Source organism: Bacillus sp. FSL H8-0547 (assembly GCA_038002745.1).
Classification (GTDB): domain Bacteria; phylum Bacillota; class Bacilli; order Bacillales; family Bacillaceae; genus Bacillus_P.
In genome coordinates, this window is the sequence record JBBODD010000001.1 from 1,116,050 (window position 1) to 1,132,486 (window position 16,437).

The window sequence follows — 16,437 nt, forward strand, 5'->3', positions numbered from 1 at the left end:
TAGTATATAGCCAGTTTCATAGGCTTGAAAGCACTTTTTAGAATCTTCCTTCAAATACCTTGGGGGGGATTGCAAAAGGATGAAAAAAAGCACACCCATGAGGGCATGCTTTCTCTATCAGTCTATTACTTCAAGTTATCCCATGAAGTCTGGAAGCGCTCAAGCATTGTGTCATAGTCGATTTTGCCTGCAGCATATTCCTGCATGGCAGCAGCGAATTCTTTATTCGCCCCGTCCGGCCATTTGAACCAAGTCCAAGGGATTGTTTTCTCTTCTTTAGAGTAATCAAGAATTGATGTTCCAAGATCGCCAAGTCCAGCAGGCTCGATGTTATCGAATGCCGGGATGAATGCGAACTCTTCTGTGATGAAGCGTTTGCCTGTTTCAGATGAAACCATCCAGTTTAAGAATGCTTTCGCTTCTTCAAGGTGCTCTGAATTTTTGTTCAGTACCCAGTTGTTCGGTACGCCGACTGGAAGGCTGTTCGCATTCTCATCATTGCTGATTGGAATTGGAAGGAAGCCCATGTTGATCTCAGGATTGATTTCTGTGATCATGTTCTCTGTCCAGTTACCTTGCTGAAGCATAGCTGTTTCGCCAGAAGCGAAAAGTGTAACCTGTGTATTGTAGTCTGTTGTTAATGGATTGTCATTTGCATATTTGAGCTCTGTATCAAGAACTTCTTTGAACTGCTTGAACTGCTCGTTATCAGTGAATTTCTCTGAACCGTCATAAAGACCTGCGATAAATTTCTCCGGATCTTCCTGCTGTGCAAATGGAATGTTCAGTAAATGCTGCCCGATTACCCACCACTCGCCGTATCCAGCAGAGAATGGAGTGATCTTTTTAGCTTCAAGCTTTTTCGCAGCTTCTTTCAGTTCATCGATTGTTTTAGGAGGCTCAGTGATGCCTGCTTTTTCAAACAGGTCTTTGTTGTAGACAAAGCCGTATCCTTCAAGGTTGACAGGCATTCCGTAAAGCTTGCCGTCTGCATCTGTCATCGGCACTTTTCCGATAGGAAGAACGTTCTCAACCCATGGCTCGCCTGAAAGATCAGCAAGCTTTTCTTTCCAGAGCTCAAGCTCTTTAAAACCGCCGTTGTTGAAAATATCCGGCTCTTCGCCTGAAGCAAATTTCGCTTTAAGCGCTGCACCGTAGTCAGCACCGCCGCCTACTGTTTCAAGTTTAATCTTAATGTTTGGATTCTCAGCTTCATATTCTTTAATCATTGCCTGCAGCTGGTCAGCAATTTCCACTTTAAACTGGAAGAAGTTAAGCGTTACCACTTCATCGCCTGATTTTGAATCCTTGCCTGAATCTCCGCCTGAAGATGATTCTTTAGACGAACAGCCCGCCATAATGCCGAATACGAAAACGAATGACATACATAATAACAGAAAGCGTTTCATTGATGGATTGACCTCCTTGAATCTTTTTATTTTATATAAATTCCTGCAATCTATAAATCAATAGATTGCAGAAACTTTATATCTACTTGATCGAACCTGATGCGATTCCTTTAATAATGTGCTTTTGCAGGAACAGGAAGAAAATCACGACCGGCGTAATGCCAAGCACCAGCGCTGCGAGTCCCATATCCCACTGTTTTGTGTACTGCGCAAAGAATGAACTTGCCGCAAGCGGAATCGTGCGCAGCTCCGCATCCTGCAGAACAAGCAATGGAAGCAGGTAATCATTCCAGATCCAAAGCGTATTCAGAATGACTACCGTTACCGTGATCGGCTTCAGGAGAGGGAAAACGATTCTCCAGAACACGCCGAACTCACTGCAGCCGTCAATCTTAGCTGACTCTTCAATTTCAACAGGCACTGTTTTCACAAACCCGTGATAAAGGAACAAAGAAAGCGGAACACCAAATCCGAAATACATGATAATCAGACCCGGAATGCTGTTTGTCAGACCAAGGATGCCTCCAAGCTTCATCAGCGGAATCATCACCGTCTGGAACGGAATAACCATTGCTGCTACAAACAGGACAAACAGGATTTTGCTGAATCTGCCCGGCGTGCGGACCATTTTCCACGCAGCCATGGAGCTGATGATCACTAACCCAATATTACTGAAAACCGTGATGATAAGCGAGTTCCAGAAAGCCCGCGGGAAGTTGATAACCTCCCACACTTTGGCGTAGTTAGAGAACATAAATTCCTTCGGCCATGCTGCAGCATCTATTAAGATAGCTGCAAACGGCTTAACTGAGTTTACTAGAACGAAGTAAAACGGAATCAGGAAGATCAGCGCAATTGCGATTGCTATGATCTCGAGGACAAATGTTCTGCCTGTATACCGGTTGCCCATTACGCCTCAACCTCCCGCTTCTTCGTCATCATTACCTGTACGGTTGTAAAGATGGCAACAACCACAAAGAACAGAATCGACTTCGCCGTACCAAGACCGTAACGGTTATTCTGGAAGGCTTCCTGATAAATATTAATCGCTACAGACTGAGTCGAGTTGAACGGCCCGCCGCCTGTAAGAGAAATATTTAGATCGAAAATTTTAAACGCCATTGATATTGTAAGGAACAAACAAATCGTAAACGCCGGAAGAATCAGCGGAACAATAATCTTCGTCAATAGCGTCCAAGCAGATGCTCCGTCCATTTTCGCCGCCTCAAGCAGGGAAGTATCCACTCCCTGAAGAGCTGCAATGTAGATGACCATCATATAGCCGCTCGTCTGCCAGGCAAACACGATGACGATTCCCCAAAACGCTGTCGTCTCATCGCCGAGCCAAGGCATTTTGAAAAACTCAAGACCCGTTAAATTTCCGAGTGATGCAAAACCCTTTACAAAAATGAACTGCCAGATAAACCCGAGCAACAATCCCCCGATGACGTTCGGAAGGAAAAAGACAGTCCGCAGAACATTCTTCGTCTTAAGCGCTGCATTCAGCATCAGTGCAAAAGCAAACCCAATCACATTACTGATAATGACAGCCGCAAACATAAACTTCGTTGTAAAAAGGAAAGAATTAAAAAAGGCCGGATCGTTCGTAAAGATCTTCAGGTAGTTCTCCAAACCTACCCACTCAACAGCCGAACTGACTCCATTCCATGAAGTAAACGAATAATAAAGCCCCATTATGAACGGCAGTATCTGGATCACTAGGAAGAACAGCAGCGCCGGACCAACAAAGGCGCCATATACAAGCAGGCTCTTCACCTTAAACTTCTTCTTAGGAACGGTCTGCATCTGAGCCTTCGTGCTCACAGGCCCCGTTTGAATTTTCGTTTCCAACCGTCTCACCACCCTTAGTTTGTAATCGCTTTCTTTTATTATAATGATAGCGCTTACTAAAAAGGGGATACTGTATTGACGAAGAAGGTGCACTATTTTGACTAGATGTGGGGAGAAAGGCTTGTCCTTTTTTTGTATGACAGTTCAAAAATCATATTAATGCTTAAGAAATGCGCGGATACGAGGCATTTTGGGCAGCTGGTGTAATAAATATCTTCAACAAAAAAAAGAACCTGGTGAGCTCCAGGTTCTTCCTCATTGCTGAATTGTGACTAATACTCCGGGGTACACCACTCACTATACGCTTTGGCCCCCTAATTTTTTGCTCTGCTGCAGAAGCTTGGACTCTCCCGTACGCTCCCACTCTTCCACTGTTTCATATGCTTTCTCAGGAGTGTATCCTTTCCCTACAAGCACGCCCATCAAAATAAACTCCTGAAGAATGTGAACCGCATTGATCCCTCTTTGCACATCCTCAAGCCCTTCCTTCACCAAAAACTCCGTGTGCTTTACCCATTCGTCCGGAGTCTTGCCATCAATCACCGTTTTCCCGCCATTTTTGCCGTAGCCTTCTTCAGCAGCCTCTGCAGCCGCTTTCGTTTCATGAACCGTACCAAACGGATGGTTTGGAGGAGCATAGATTGAATAAAGTTTCAGCGGAGACTTTCCAGTATTGGTGACATTGTGCCATGTTCCAGCAGGTATGAAGATCGCTGAATCATCATAGACGTTTCTCACGAAAGGCAATTGGTCCTTGCTCTTGCCCATCTGAACAATCCCCTGCCCCTCTTCAACCCGCAGGAACTGATCAACATCAGGATGCATCTCCAAACCGATATCTTCGCCCGGATTAATGCTCATCAATGTAAGCTGCAGATGAGTTCCTGTCCATAAGGCCGTCCGGAAAGTATTATTCTGCAGTGTTGCTTCATTAATATTAACAACAAACGGCTCTGCTCCATAATCCATTAATGAAAGTCTGTAATCACTCATTTCAGAGGGGTAGCTGCCTGGATAATTCCAATAGGCCGGTTCTCTGTAATACCTGTTCATCGGTGCATGAACCTGATGATAATAAGGATTTGGATACCAGTAATTCGGATAATAATACATTCTTCTCCACCCTTTCAGTGCATATGAAAGCATTATATGCAGGTAGGTGGGCGAATGTACTTGTTCACACAATCAGCGTTCAGATAAAACAAAAAAAGCCAACGCTATGATTGCTCAAAGCATTGACTTTACTCGTTTTCATGTAGTTATAGATACCGGTGGTCGGGGTCGAACCGACACTCCAGAGGAACACGATTTTGAGTCGTGCGCGTCTGCCAATTCCGCCACACCGGCAAATTGATCATTTTTTCGAACTGGATACTGGTTGATGCCGAGGACCGGAATCGAACCGGTACGGTAGTCACCTACCGCAGGATTTTAAGTCCTGTGCGTCTGCCAGTTCCGCCACCCCGGCTAAGGGTGAGTTCATAAAAATTGGAGGCGACACCCGGATTTGAACCGGGGATAAAGGTTTTGCAGACCTCTGCCTTACCACTTGGCTATGCCGCCTTAAGATTCTGGAGCGGAAGACGGGATTCGAACCCGCGACCCCCACCTTGGCAAGGTGGTGTTCTACCACTGAACTACTTCCGCACTCGCTGTAATTGTATCTTATGCAGCTGGTGCACAAAGATGACTGTTAAAGTGAAAATGGCTGGGCTAGCTGGATTCGAACCAGCGCATGACGGAGTCAAAGTCCGTTGCCTTACCGCTTGGCTATAGCCCAAAACAAAAATAAAAACCCTATTAAGTAAAAAGGGGCGACTGATGGGAATCGAACCCACGAATGCCAGAGCCACAATCTGGTGCGTTAACCACTTCGCCACAGCCGCCATTATACTATATAAGATTAATTAAATTGGCAGGGGTAGTAGGACTCGAACCCACACCGGAGGTTTTGGAGACCTCTGTTCTACCTTTAAACTATACCCCTGTATTCTTTTTTAAAAATGGTGGAGGGGGACGGATTCGAACCGCCGAACCCTGAGGGAGCGGATTTACAGTCCGCCGCGTTTAGCCACTTCGCTACCCCTCCACATTTCAGTGGTGCCGGCAAGAGGACTTGAACCCCCAACCTACTGATTACAAGTCAGTTGCTCTACCAATTGAGCTACACCGGCATATAAGTGTAAATGGTGGCTTGGGACGGAATCGAACCGCCGACACAAGGATTTTCAGTCCTTTGCTCTACCGACTGAGCTACCAAGCCTTTATAAAAATGGCGGTCCCGACCGGGATCGAACCGGCGATCTCCTGCGTGACAGGCAGGCATGTTAACCGCTACACCACGGGACCATTTGGTTGCGGGGACAGGATTTGAACCTGCGACCTTCGGGTTATGAGCCCGACGAGCTACCAGACTGCTCCACCCCGCGATAATAATAAGGTAATCTTTTTCGTCCCGATAAGTTGGTGTTAAACCTGCTTGATCGTTACGCTGCTGCTTTAAATTTTCATGGTGGAGGATGACGGGCTCGAACCGCCGACCCTCTGCTTGTAAGGCAGATGCTCTCCCAGCTGAGCTAATCCTCCGCAGCGAAAATATGTTGGTGACCCGTACGGGATTCGAACCCGTGTTACCGCCGTGAAAGGGCGGTGTCTTAACCGCTTGACCAACGGGCCATAAAGTTGTGGCGGAGAGCAAGGGATTCGAACCCTTGAGACGGGTTACCGCCTACACGATTTCCAATCGTGCTCCTTCGGCCACTCGGACAGCTCTCCAAAATGGCTCCGCAGGTAGGACTCGAACCTACGACCGATCGGTTAACAGCCGATAGCTCTACCACTGAGCTACTGCGGAATAATAATTTTCACCAGCCTGGCAACGTCCTACTCTCACAGGGGGAAACCCCCAACTACCATCGGCGCTAAAGAGCTTAACTTCCGTGTTCGGCATGGGAACGGGTGTGACCTCTTTGCCATCATCACCAGACATAGTGACAAAAATTATTATACTATGAAATCCGAAGATTTCAAGCTTTTTTTGAAAGAAGTTATTCTTTCAAAACTGAATAACGTTTGATAACAAGATTCACGTGCAACTTACGCTTAGTTAGACTGTGGTTAAGTCCTCGAACGATTAGTATCTGTCAGCTCCACACGTCACCGCGCTTCCACCTCAGACCTATCAACCTGATCATCTTTCAGGGTTCTTACTCACAAATGTGATGGGAAATCTCATCTTGAGGGGGGCTTCATGCTTAGATGCTTTCAGCACTTATCCCTTCCGCACATAGCTACCCAGCGATGCCTTTGGCAAGACAACTGGTACACCAGCGGTGCGTCCATCCCGGTCCTCTCGTACTAAGGACAGCTCCTCTCAAATTTCCTGCGCCCACGACGGATAGGGACCGAACTGTCTCACGACGTTCTGAACCCAGCTCGCGTACCGCTTTAATGGGCGAACAGCCCAACCCTTGGGACCGACTACAGCCCCAGGATGCGATGAGCCGACATCGAGGTGCCAAACCTCCCCGTCGATGTGGACTCTTGGGGGAGATAAGCCTGTTATCCCCGGGGTAGCTTTTATCCGTTGAGCGATGGCCCTTCCATGCGGAACCACCGGATCACTAAGCCCGACTTTCGTCCCTGCTCGACTTGTAGGTCTCGCAGTCAAGCTCCCTTGTGCCTTTACACTCTGCGAATGATTTCCAACCATTCTGAGGGAACCTTTGGGCGCCTCCGTTACATTTTAGGAGGCGACCGCCCCAGTCAAACTGCCCGCCTGACACTGTCTCCCAGCCCGGTAAGGGCTGCGGGTTAGAATTTCAATACAGCAAGGGTAGTATCCCACCAATGCCTCCACCGAAGCTGGCGCTCCGGTTTCCAAGGCTCCTACCTATCCTGTACAAGCTGTACCAAAATTCAATATCAGGCTGCAGTAAAGCTCCACGGGGTCTTTCCGTCCTGTCGCGGGTAACCTGCATCTTCACAGGTACTATAATTTCACCGAGTCTCTCGTTGAGACAGTGCCCAGATCGTTACGCCTTTCGTGCGGGTCGGAACTTACCCGACAAGGAATTTCGCTACCTTAGGACCGTTATAGTTACGGCCGCCGTTTACTGGGGCTTCGGTTCAAAGCTTCGCTTGCGCTAACCTCTCCCCTTAACCTTCCAGCACCGGGCAGGCGTCAGCCCCTATACTTCGCCTTGCGGCTTCGCAGAGACCTGTGTTTTTGCTAAACAGTCGCCTGGGCCTATTCACTGCGGCTTTTCAGGGCTATTCACCCTAAAAAGCACCCCTTCTCCCGAAGTTACGGGGTCATTTTGCCGAGTTCCTTAACGAGAGTTCTCTCGCTCACCTTAGGATTCTCTCCTCGCCTACCTGTGTCGGTTTGCGGTACGGGCACCTCTCACCTCGCTAGAGGCTTTTCTTGGCAGTGTGGAATCAGGAACTTCGGTACTAAATTTCCCTCGCCATCACAGCTCAGCCTTATATGGGAAGCGGATTTGCCTACTTCCCGGCCTAACTGCTTGGACGCGCATATCCAACAGCGCGCTTGCCCTATCCTCCTGCGTCCCCCCATTGCTCAAATGGTGAGGAGGTGGTACAGGAATATCAACCTGTTGTCCATCGCCTACGCCTTTCGGCCTCGGCTTAGGTCCCGACTAACCCTGAGCGGACGAGCCTTCCTCAGGAAACCTTAGGCATTCGGTGGAGGGGATTCTCACCCCTCTTTCGCTACTCATACCGGCATTCTCACTTCTAAGCGCTCCACCAGTCCTTCCGGTCTGGCTTCGACGCCCTTAGAACGCTCTCCTACCACTGTTCGTAAGAACAGTCCGCAGCTTCGGTGATACGTTTAGCCCCGGTACATTTTCGGCGCAGAGTCACTCGACCAGTGAGCTATTACGCACTCTTTAAATGGTGGCTGCTTCTAAGCCAACATCCTGGTTGTCTAAGCAACTCCACATCCTTTTCCACTTAACGTATACTTTGGGACCTTAGCTGGCGGTCTGGGCTGTTTCCCTCTTGACTACGGATCTTATCACTCGCAGTCTGACTCCCGAGGAGCAAGTCTTTGGCATTCGGAGTTTGACTGAATTCGGTAACCCGATGAGGGCCCCTAGTCCAATCAGTGCTCTACCTCCAAGACTCTCATACTCGAGGCTAGCCCTAAAGCTATTTCGGAGAGAACCAGCTATCTCCAAGTTCGATTGGAATTTCTCCGCTACCCACACCTCATCCCCGCACTTTTCAACGTGCGTGGGTTCGGGCCTCCATTCAGTGTTACCTGAACTTCACCCTGGACATGGGTAGATCACCTGGTTTCGGGTCTACGACCACGTACTAATTCGCCCTATTCAGACTCGCTTTCGCTGCGGCTCCGTCTCATCAACTTAACCTTGCACGGGATCGTAACTCGCCGGTTCATTCTACAAAAGGCACGCCATCACCCGTTAACGGGCTCTGACTACTTGTAAGCACACGGTTTCAGGATCTTTTCACTCCCCTTCCGGGGTGCTTTTCACCTTTCCCTCACGGTACTGGTTCACTATCGGTCACTAGGTAGTATTTAGCCTTGGGAGATGGTCCTCCCGGATTCCGACGGGATTTCACGTGTCCCGCCGTACTCAGGATCCACTCTGGAGGGAACGAAGTTTCGACTACAGGGTTTTTACCTTCTATGACAGGCCTTTCCAGGCCGCTTCATCTACCCCGTTCCTTTGTAACTCCGTATAGAGTGTCCTACAACCCCAAGAGGCAAGCCTCTTGGTTTGGGCTGATTCCGTTTCGCTCGCCGCTACTTGGGAAATCGCATTTGCTTTCTCTTCCTCCGGGTACTTAGATGTTTCAGTTCCCCGGGTCTGCCTTCAGTACCCTATGTATTCAGGTAAAGATACTGTTCCATTACGAACAGTGGGTTTCCCCATTCGGAAATCTCTGGATCAAAGCTTACTTACAGCTCCCCAAAGCATATCGGTGTTAGTCCCGTCCTTCATCGGCTCCTAGTGCCAAGGCATCCACCGTGCGCCCTTCATAACTTAACCAAAATTGGTCAATCGTTTGTTTAGACTGTAAAGTCTAAGAAAAATCACTATGGTAAGCGTAAATCTCAGTGAATTACTTGTTATCAATTACGTTATCCAGTTTTCAAAGAACAACCGGCAGATCAAGAATGATTGCCTTCTTTCATATAGAGAGAATGATCTCTCAAAACTAAACAAAAACCAAAAGCGACCTCATATCCTTAGAAAGGAGGTGATCCAGCCGCACCTTCCGATACGGCTACCTTGTTACGACTTCACCCCAATCATCTACCCCACCTTAGGCGGCTGGCTCCTTGCGGTTACCCCACCGACTTCGGGTGTTGCAAACTCTCGTGGTGTGACGGGCGGTGTGTACAAGGCCCGGGAACGTATTCACCGCGGCATGCTGATCCGCGATTACTAGCGATTCCAGCTTCATGCAGGCGAGTTGCAGCCTGCAATCCGAACTGAGAATGGTTTTATGGGATTGGCTAAACCTCGCGGTCTCGCAGCCCTTTGTACCATCCATTGTAGCACGTGTGTAGCCCAGGTCATAAGGGGCATGATGATTTGACGTCATCCCCACCTTCCTCCGGTTTGTCACCGGCAGTCACCTTAGAGTGCCCAACTGAATGCTGGCAACTAAGATCAAGGGTTGCGCTCGTTGCGGGACTTAACCCAACATCTCACGACACGAGCTGACGACAACCATGCACCACCTGTCACTTTGTCCCCCGAAGGGGAACCTTCTATCTCTAGAAGTGGCAAAGGATGTCAAGACCTGGTAAGGTTCTTCGCGTTGCTTCGAATTAAACCACATGCTCCACCGCTTGTGCGGGCCCCCGTCAATTCCTTTGAGTTTCAGTCTTGCGACCGTACTCCCCAGGCGGAGTGCTTAATGCGTTAGCTGCAGCACTAAAGGGCGGAAACCCTCTAACACTTAGCACTCATCGTTTACGGCGTGGACTACCAGGGTATCTAATCCTGTTCGCTCCCCACGCTTTCGCGCCTCAGCGTCAGTTACAGACCAGAGAGTCGCCTTCGCCACTGGTGTTCCTCCACATCTCTACGCATTTCACCGCTACACGTGGAATTCCACTCTCCTCTTCTGCACTCAAGTTTCCCAGTTTCCAATGACCCTCCCCGGTTGAGCCGGGGGCTTTCACATCAGACTTAAGAAACCGCCTGCGCGCGCTTTACGCCCAATAATTCCGGACAACGCTTGCCACCTACGTATTACCGCGGCTGCTGGCACGTAGTTAGCCGTGGCTTTCTGGTCAGGTACCGTCAAGGCGCCGGCAGTTACTCCGGCACTTGTTCTTCCCTGACAACAGAGTTTTACGATCCGAAAACCTTCATCACTCACGCGGCGTTGCTCCGTCAGACTTTCGTCCATTGCGGAAGATTCCCTACTGCTGCCTCCCGTAGGAGTCTGGGCCGTGTCTCAGTCCCAGTGTGGCCGATCACCCTCTCAGGTCGGCTACGCATCGTTGCCTTGGTGAGCCATTACCTCACCAACTAGCTAATGCGCCGCGGGCCCATCTGTAAGTGACAGCCGAAACCGTCTTTGAATGTCAAACCATGCGGTTTGACATAGTATCCGGTATTAGCTCCGGTTTCCCGGAGTTATCCCAGTCTTACAGGCAGGTTGCCCACGTGTTACTCACCCGTCCGCCGCTGACCTCCGAAGAGGTCCGCTCGACTTGCATGTATTAGGCACGCCGCCAGCGTTCGTCCTGAGCCAGGATCAAACTCTCCGAAGAAAATTTGTGACTCATAAATGTTGCTGACTTAAAAAATTTAAAACGTTTGGTACGCTTTTGGTTTTGTTTAGTTTTCAAAGATCATTATCGCTCTTGAGCGACCTTCTTAATATATCATTTCGTTAACTCAGTGTCAACAACTTTTTTAAGAAGTTTTTTAATGAGAAGTCGCTGTCTGCGCCGTCAAAAGTGAACTTGCTTCAGCAGCGACGCTTATTAATATATCACCGTAAAATATCAAAGTCAATACTTTTTTGTAACAGAATATCCGCGATGGAAAATTCTTTGTCCCTTCGTTTCAATCTTCACGACTTCAACGAATTCTTTATCAACAAGAAACTCAAGCAGAACACTTAAATCAACGGAATAATACCGCGCTTCCGGATGCTCCATCAGATCGGCATACTGCCATACATCTTTCTCTGAAAGAATGCCAAGAAGATGCCCCGCTCCGATTTCAGACTTGGAATGGATCAGAAAATCACTCGCCAAAAACAGCAGCTCAAGTCTTTTTTCAAGAGATTCTTCACTTTCAACGAGTTCTTTGTAGAGCTTGTACACCTGCGGCTCCATTTGACGGACCTGGTTCCATACCGTTACTTCAGGATAAAATCCGCGGTCGATGACTTCAAGTCTTGCAAGATGATGAAGAGCATGGACGATATGATTGTAGGCATCAAGAAACTGCCTTGATTCGAAGAAGACTTTTCCTTCAAGGTATCTTCTGATCAGCTTGCCGTATTCAAGGCCGATTTTCAGCCTGCGCTCTGAGAACGGGAATACTTTCAGGCGGTCTACAAGCTCGCCTAAATATTCATTGCGGTCAAATAACACTTTTCCGTTCAGGATCCAGTCGACCATTCTGCGGTTTGTTCCAAGCAGGATCCACTCCTGCACCTGCTTATCTGAAACAATCGTAAGAGAAGCCTTTTGTCCGTCAAATTCATAGTGTTTAATAAAAACAGGCTGCTTCGCTTCTTTTACGATGACAAGCAGCGCGACATCCAAATTATCAGTAAGCGGTGATGTCTGGTTTCTTTTTTCAATCATGACGATTGCAAGCGTATCCGGATGGCTCGCTCTTTCTTGATAAATAGGACGGAGAAGATTTTCCATTGGTATTCCCCCATTATATTTATGACTATATATCACAATTCTACAAAGGCGAAAAAACTCCTTTTGCATTCAGCACTTCAAAATTATAAGGGAAGGAAGAAAGAGAATCTATCGTTTTCTGATATTTTCTCATCCAAATGGTGTTTCAAATCCAATATGGGTGACCTTGGCAGCGCCACGATTACTAGTCTGGCAGAAAAAACAAAAACCAAGTCTTCATCAATTTGAGACTCCCGCTACTCTAATTACGCTGATGTGCTTAGATGTTGCGTAAGAAAAAGCTTAATCTTCCTAAATTGGGAGATAAGCTTTTTCTGCTTTGTTAAAAAATGTACTTAAATATCATAAGACTCTTCACAAACAAAAGGAGTCTTGCAAATCAAATTGGTTTGCAAGGCTCCTTTTGTTTTTAAATTTCTTTTTCAATAACTTTAGCTAAGTGTGAAATGAATTGTTCCCACTCTTTTGTCATTAAAGACGGGCTTGCAGGAACTGTTTAATTAAACTAGCGCTTGTTTTTAAATCTTCTTCTAATGGGAAATGGCCAGTATTCAATAAATGCACTTCACAATCATCAAGATCCCTCTGAAATGCCAAAGCTCCTTCAGGGCCGAAAAACATGTCATTTTTACCCCATATAGCGAGTGTAGGCGGCTGGTATGTTCTGAAGAATTCATGCCAGTTTGAATACTGTTTTACGTTGTTTCTATAGTCGTATTGCAAAGCAAGCTGTATCTCGTCATTTCCGGGACGATCCAAAACAAACTGATCCATATTCCAAGCGTCCGGACTAATATGTTCAGGGTTACGAGTACCGTTTGTATATTGATATTTTGTAAAGTCTGCAGATAAAAGGAATCTAATGTTATTCTCATTGTCCTTATTAGGATTTTCCCAGTATGTGCGCACAGGATCCCAAGCTGACATTAAACCCTCCTCATAAGCATTTCCGTTTTGGGTTACTATGGCCTGAATACGCTCAGGGTGTTCGCATGCCAGCCTGAACCCTACTGGAGCACCATAATCATGTACGTAAATACTAAATTTCTCTAAGTTTAATTGCTCGACAAACTCATTAATGAGAAGGGCATAGTTACTAAATGTGTATTCGAATTCATTTATTTCTGGCTGATCGCTATTCCCAAAACCCGGATAATCTGGTGCCACAACATGAAATTCCTCCATTAATTCCGGTATTAAATTTCTAAACATATGCGAAGAGGAAGGAAAACCATGAAGCAGCAAAATTGTTGGATTTTCCTTTTGACCAGCTTCTCGATAGAAGATATCTACGCCCTTGATACTAATAGTTTTGTGATTCACCAACATATTACCACCTCATAAATTAGTATTTTTAACTCCTAAAAAGGCCAATCGAATTTAGTTCAAACTATTGACGAACTTTGAAATCCGAATATGTAACCATTAAAAATAATTTTAGAAGTTATAACTTAAATTATATCACACTTTATAACTTGTCAAATTATTTTTAGTGGTTATAATTATATTGAGGTGAAAATTTAATGGATAAATCAATAATCACTTTAGGTGGGGCTTTATGGATAAACCTTGTCAATACAACTTACATCTCTAATAAACAAGAGATTGACATCTTAGCTAATGCATCAAGTGCGCTTCAATGGATGAAGGAAAATAATCTATTGCGTGAGTCTGATGTATTAGCTTTAGAAAAAAAGGAATTACTGGATTCTTTAATTGTTGAACTTCAGTCAATCCGTACTCTTTGTAACACCATATTGTCTGAGATCGACCAAAGAGGAGAGATTTCCCTTAATACAACCAATAGAATAAAAAAAGCTGTCGAAAAGCTTCAAGTCAGCCTAACCATTCATTCAGAAAGTGAAAAATTGAAGATGACACTCGAAGGGGAAACAGTTGAAGATCACGTAATGTACAACATTATTGATTCAATGATGAATACTTTTGAAAACACCTCTCTCGGGCGTATTCGGAAGTGTAATCATGAAGAATGCAAACTCTATTTCGTCGATACATCTAAAGCAGGAAAGAGACGTTGGTGTAGTATGGAGTTGTGCGGAAACCGCAAAAAAGCAGCCGGATTTTATTCGAAGAAAAAGAAATCCTAGAAGCCTTTTATGATTGACGCTTTAAAACATAAAGAGACTTCCGATAAGTTGTCCGAAATCCCTTACATTTGTGCTATATTGGTAATTAGGAGGTCGGAATAATGGCACTGAAATATTCAAGCAAGATTAATAAAATCCGCACGTTCGCGCTCAGTCTCATCTTTATTGGCTTTTTCATTATGTATATCGGCATCTTCTTTAGAACATCTCCGATCATTATGACCATCTTCATGATGCTCGGATTATTATCAATAGTAGGAAGCACGGTTGTGTATTTCTGGATCGGCATGCTTTCCACTAAAGCCGTCCAGGTCACTTGCCCGTCCTGCGGGAAGACCACGAAGATTCTTGGAAGAGTGGATATGTGCATGTACTGCAATGAGCCGCTGACACTTGATCCGAACCTTGAAGGCAAAGACTTTGACGAAAAATACAACCGGAAGACAGTAGAATAAAAAGCTTTACACACAAAAGCGGAGAGCGACAGCCCTCCGCTTTTATTCGTATATAAAGAAAAAACTGAATGCCGCTTGCAGCATTCAGTACGATTAATGGGTTTCTTTATTTTCGCAGGTTCCGCACACGCCGTATATTTCCATACGGTGGTGGCTGACTTTAAAGCCTGTCACGTGAGAAGCAAGGTGTTCTACCTCGTCCAGTCCCGGATAATGAAAATCTACGATCTTGCCGCATTTTTCGCAGATTACGTGGTAGTGCTCTGTTGTAACGAAATCAAATCTGCTAGAGGCATCTCCGTAGGTAAGCTCCTTCACAAGGCCAACTTCCCTGAAGACACGAAGGTTGTTATAGACAGTCGCAACGCTCATGTTCGGAAATTTGCTTTCGAGGGATTTATAGATATCATCTGCCGTAGGGTGAGTCATTGATTGGATAAGATATTCTAAAATGGCATGCCGCTGGGGTGTGATTCTTACTCCAGTCTGCTTCAGCGTGTCAAGGGCTTCTTTCAACTGATGGTCTGACATCCGCTATGCACCTCTTTTCTGAAAAACATTCTTACTTTATAATATTTATAATTAGTGTACAGTGTGCCTGGGACTTTTGTCAATCAGATGCCCCGGGAATTCCTTTAAAAGATGGCTTAGTATTCCTTCTCTAAATCGATCGGGTTTTCAAACGCTGATGGGGCACCGTCCAGGTAGCTCCTTAAATTCTGCTTGAAAATCTCCATTGCTCTTGGCAGGTAGTTCTTCGTAATCCCTGACAAATGAGGCGTAACCGTCACCTTCTCCATTTCCCAGAACGGATGATCTTCTCTAAGCGGCTCTTCTTCAAACACATCTAGTACAGCATGCTGCAGGGAACCTTCATTAAGGGCTGTGATCAAATCCGCTTCCACAACGGCATCCCCGCGCCCAATGTTGATGAAAACCGCCTCCTTCTTCATCTGCCTGAAAGCATCCAGGTTCAGGATATGCCTTGTCTCTTTTGTGCTCGGAAGGACCGAAACAGCAAAATCCGCTTCCTGAAGACCCCGGTGCATCTCCTCAAACGTCAGAATCTCATCAAAGTAGTCCACCGGCTTCCCGGAGCGGTTCATTCCGACTGCTGTCATGCCAAAAGCCTTAGCAAGCCTCGCTATTTCCGTGCCTATTGCTCCCGCTCCCAGAACAAAAATGGTACTTCCGTGAATTTCATGCATCACGACTCTCCGGTCCCACTTCCGTTTTTGCTGATTTTCAGAAAGCTTAGCGGCGTCTCTTGAGATTTGCAGCATCATTGATAGTGTATATTCAGCCATCGGGATCTTATGTACACCTTTAGCATTTGTTACAAGAATTTTTTTATCACGCAATGCTTCAAACGGCATCCTGTCCATTCCGGCAGATGCGACCATGATCCATTTCAGGGACGACGCCCCTTCAATGATTTCAGCCGTCAAATCCTCCCCGTAGGTTAAAATCACTTCGGCATTGTGCAGTTCATCCCCAGCTTCTTCTATTTTGTTGTCAAAGCTGAACTCTGCTTCAGGAAATCCTTTTAACAAGTCTTCTTTCATATGTACAGGCAATTTCACTGTAGAAAATACGTTCACTGTTTATCCCCCTTTTTTGTTAGTTTACCAAAAATAAAAAGCGTGCAGGAATCTGAATTCCTGCACGTACAATGCGCTAACGAATGAGGAGGTTATGCCTTCCATACAGCA

General features: G+C 46.2%; 10 protein-coding genes, 16 tRNA genes and 3 rRNA genes. 2 read left to right on the top strand and 27 right to left on the bottom strand.

All coding sequences use genetic code 11. From position 1 onward, the window contains the following. Positions 1-125: 125 nt before the first annotated feature. The 25 genes from MHB63_05350 to MHB63_05470 all read right to left on the bottom strand — a co-directional run bounded on the left by MHB63_05350 (position 126) and on the right by MHB63_05470 (position 13,491). On the bottom strand, positions 126-1,409 hold the full coding sequence (locus MHB63_05350; GenBank protein ID MEK3806021.1) for an ABC transporter substrate-binding protein: 1,284 nt from the start codon (positions 1,407-1,409) through the stop codon (positions 126-128). Positions 1,410-1,491: 82 nt separating this feature from the next. Next, positions 1,492-2,319, bottom strand: a complete 828-nt coding sequence (locus tag MHB63_05355; GenBank protein ID MEK3806022.1) for a carbohydrate ABC transporter permease — start codon at positions 2,317-2,319, stop codon at positions 1,492-1,494. Further along, positions 2,319-3,260 (bottom strand): sugar ABC transporter permease, encoded by a 942-nt coding sequence (locus MHB63_05360; GenBank protein ID MEK3806023.1) that lies wholly within the window; start codon positions 3,258-3,260, stop codon positions 2,319-2,321. The genes MHB63_05355 and MHB63_05360 overlap by 1 nt, the downstream gene beginning before the upstream one ends. 297 nt (positions 3,261-3,557) lie before the next feature. Beyond that, positions 3,558-4,373, bottom strand: coding sequence for a cupin domain-containing protein (locus MHB63_05365; GenBank protein MEK3806024.1), 816 nt, complete (start codon positions 4,371-4,373; stop codon positions 3,558-3,560). 153 nt (positions 4,374-4,526) lie between these two features. Further along, positions 4,527-4,607: transfer RNA gene (locus MHB63_05370), tRNA-Leu, on the bottom strand. 35 nt (positions 4,608-4,642) lie between these two features. Further along, positions 4,643-4,728: transfer RNA gene (locus tag MHB63_05375), tRNA-Leu, on the bottom strand. Between the two features lie 21 nt (positions 4,729-4,749). Further along, positions 4,750-4,823 (bottom strand) — tRNA-Cys (locus MHB63_05380). A 9-nt stretch (positions 4,824-4,832) separates the two neighbouring features. Continuing rightward, positions 4,833-4,907: transfer RNA gene (locus MHB63_05385), tRNA-Gly, on the bottom strand. 58 nt (positions 4,908-4,965) lie between these two features. Further along, positions 4,966-5,040, bottom strand: a tRNA-Gln gene (locus MHB63_05390). Between the two features lie 33 nt (positions 5,041-5,073). Continuing rightward, positions 5,074-5,146 (bottom strand) — tRNA-His (locus MHB63_05395). 27 nt (positions 5,147-5,173) lie between these two features. Then, positions 5,174-5,247, bottom strand: a tRNA-Trp gene (locus MHB63_05400). A 17-nt stretch (positions 5,248-5,264) separates the two neighbouring features. Beyond that, positions 5,265-5,349 (bottom strand) — tRNA-Tyr (locus MHB63_05405). Between the two features lie 9 nt (positions 5,350-5,358). Further along, positions 5,359-5,434 (bottom strand) — tRNA-Thr (locus MHB63_05410). Positions 5,435-5,447: 13 nt separating this feature from the next. After that, positions 5,448-5,523: transfer RNA gene (locus tag MHB63_05415), tRNA-Phe, on the bottom strand. Positions 5,524-5,533: 10 nt separating this feature from the next. Continuing rightward, positions 5,534-5,609: transfer RNA gene (locus tag MHB63_05420), tRNA-Asp, on the bottom strand. 3 nt (positions 5,610-5,612) lie between these two features. Beyond that, a tRNA-Met gene (locus MHB63_05425) sits at positions 5,613-5,689 on the bottom strand. Between the two features lie 81 nt (positions 5,690-5,770). Continuing rightward, positions 5,771-5,846, bottom strand: a tRNA-Val gene (locus MHB63_05430). 15 nt (positions 5,847-5,861) lie between these two features. Beyond that, positions 5,862-5,936, bottom strand: a tRNA-Glu gene (locus MHB63_05435). A gap of 9 nt (positions 5,937-5,945) precedes the next feature. Further along, positions 5,946-6,035 (bottom strand) — tRNA-Ser (locus MHB63_05440). A gap of 4 nt (positions 6,036-6,039) precedes the next feature. Then, positions 6,040-6,114: transfer RNA gene (locus MHB63_05445), tRNA-Asn, on the bottom strand. 16 nt (positions 6,115-6,130) lie between these two features. Next, positions 6,131-6,246: ribosomal RNA gene (rrf, locus tag MHB63_05450) — 5S ribosomal RNA — on the bottom strand. A 127-nt stretch (positions 6,247-6,373) separates the two neighbouring features. Next, a 23S ribosomal RNA gene (locus MHB63_05455) occupies positions 6,374-9,304 on the bottom strand. Between the two features lie 204 nt (positions 9,305-9,508). Then, a 16S ribosomal RNA gene (locus tag MHB63_05460) occupies positions 9,509-11,046 on the bottom strand. The 16S, 23S and 5S rRNA genes sit together here with 16 tRNA genes alongside, the layout of an rRNA operon. A gap of 243 nt (positions 11,047-11,289) precedes the next feature. Next, positions 11,290-12,162, bottom strand: coding sequence for a nucleotidyltransferase-like protein (locus MHB63_05465; protein MEK3806025.1), 873 nt, complete (start codon positions 12,160-12,162; stop codon positions 11,290-11,292). A 471-nt stretch (positions 12,163-12,633) separates the two neighbouring features. Further along, positions 12,634-13,491 carry an alpha/beta hydrolase gene (locus MHB63_05470; protein MEK3806026.1) on the bottom strand — a complete coding sequence of 286 codons (858 nt, stop codon included), beginning with the start codon at positions 13,489-13,491 and terminating at the stop codon, positions 12,634-12,636. A gap of 194 nt (positions 13,492-13,685) precedes the next feature. On the opposite strand from MHB63_05470, the gene MHB63_05475 reads away from it, so the two are divergent. Both MHB63_05475 and MHB63_05480 read left to right on the top strand, forming a co-directional pair. After that, on the top strand, positions 13,686-14,270 hold the full coding sequence (locus MHB63_05475; protein ID MEK3806027.1) for a CGNR zinc finger domain-containing protein: 585 nt from the start codon (positions 13,686-13,688) through the stop codon (positions 14,268-14,270). 101 nt (positions 14,271-14,371) lie between these two features. After that, positions 14,372-14,725 carry a YgzB family protein gene (locus tag MHB63_05480; GenBank protein ID MEK3806028.1) on the top strand — a complete coding sequence of 118 codons (354 nt, stop codon included), beginning with the start codon at positions 14,372-14,374 and terminating at the stop codon, positions 14,723-14,725. 93 nt (positions 14,726-14,818) lie between these two features. Here MHB63_05480 and perR read toward each other — a convergent pair whose 3' ends face one another. Both perR and MHB63_05490 read right to left on the bottom strand, forming a co-directional pair. Continuing rightward, positions 14,819-15,256 carry a peroxide-responsive transcriptional repressor PerR gene (gene perR, locus MHB63_05485; protein ID MEK3806029.1) on the bottom strand — a complete coding sequence of 146 codons (438 nt, stop codon included), beginning with the start codon at positions 15,254-15,256 and terminating at the stop codon, positions 14,819-14,821. 116 nt (positions 15,257-15,372) lie between these two features. Next, positions 15,373-16,326, bottom strand: coding sequence for a D-2-hydroxyacid dehydrogenase (locus MHB63_05490; protein MEK3806030.1), 954 nt, complete (start codon positions 16,324-16,326; stop codon positions 15,373-15,375). Positions 16,327-16,437: the final 111 nt, after the last annotated feature.

Coding starts and splice junctions, on each gene's coding strand:
- MHB63_05350 (MEK3806021.1), bottom strand. CDS start 1,409: ATGAAACGCTTTCTGTTATTATGTATGTCATTCGTTTTCGTATTCGGC.
- MHB63_05355 (MEK3806022.1), bottom strand. CDS start 2,319: ATGGGCAACCGGTATACAGGCAGAACATTTGTCCTCGAGATCATAGCA.
- MHB63_05365 (MEK3806024.1), bottom strand. CDS start 4,373: ATGTATTATTATCCGAATTACTGGTATCCAAATCCTTATTATCATCAG.
- MHB63_05465 (MEK3806025.1), bottom strand. CDS start 12,162: ATGGAAAATCTTCTCCGTCCTATTTATCAAGAAAGAGCGAGCCATCCG.
- MHB63_05470 (MEK3806026.1), bottom strand. CDS start 13,491: ATGTTGGTGAATCACAAAACTATTAGTATCAAGGGCGTAGATATCTTC.
- MHB63_05475 (MEK3806027.1), top strand. CDS start 13,686: ATGGATAAATCAATAATCACTTTAGGTGGGGCTTTATGGATAAACCTT.
- MHB63_05480 (MEK3806028.1), top strand. CDS start 14,372: ATGGCACTGAAATATTCAAGCAAGATTAATAAAATCCGCACGTTCGCG.
- perR (MEK3806029.1), bottom strand. CDS start 15,256: ATGTCAGACCATCAGTTGAAAGAAGCCCTTGACACGCTGAAGCAGACT.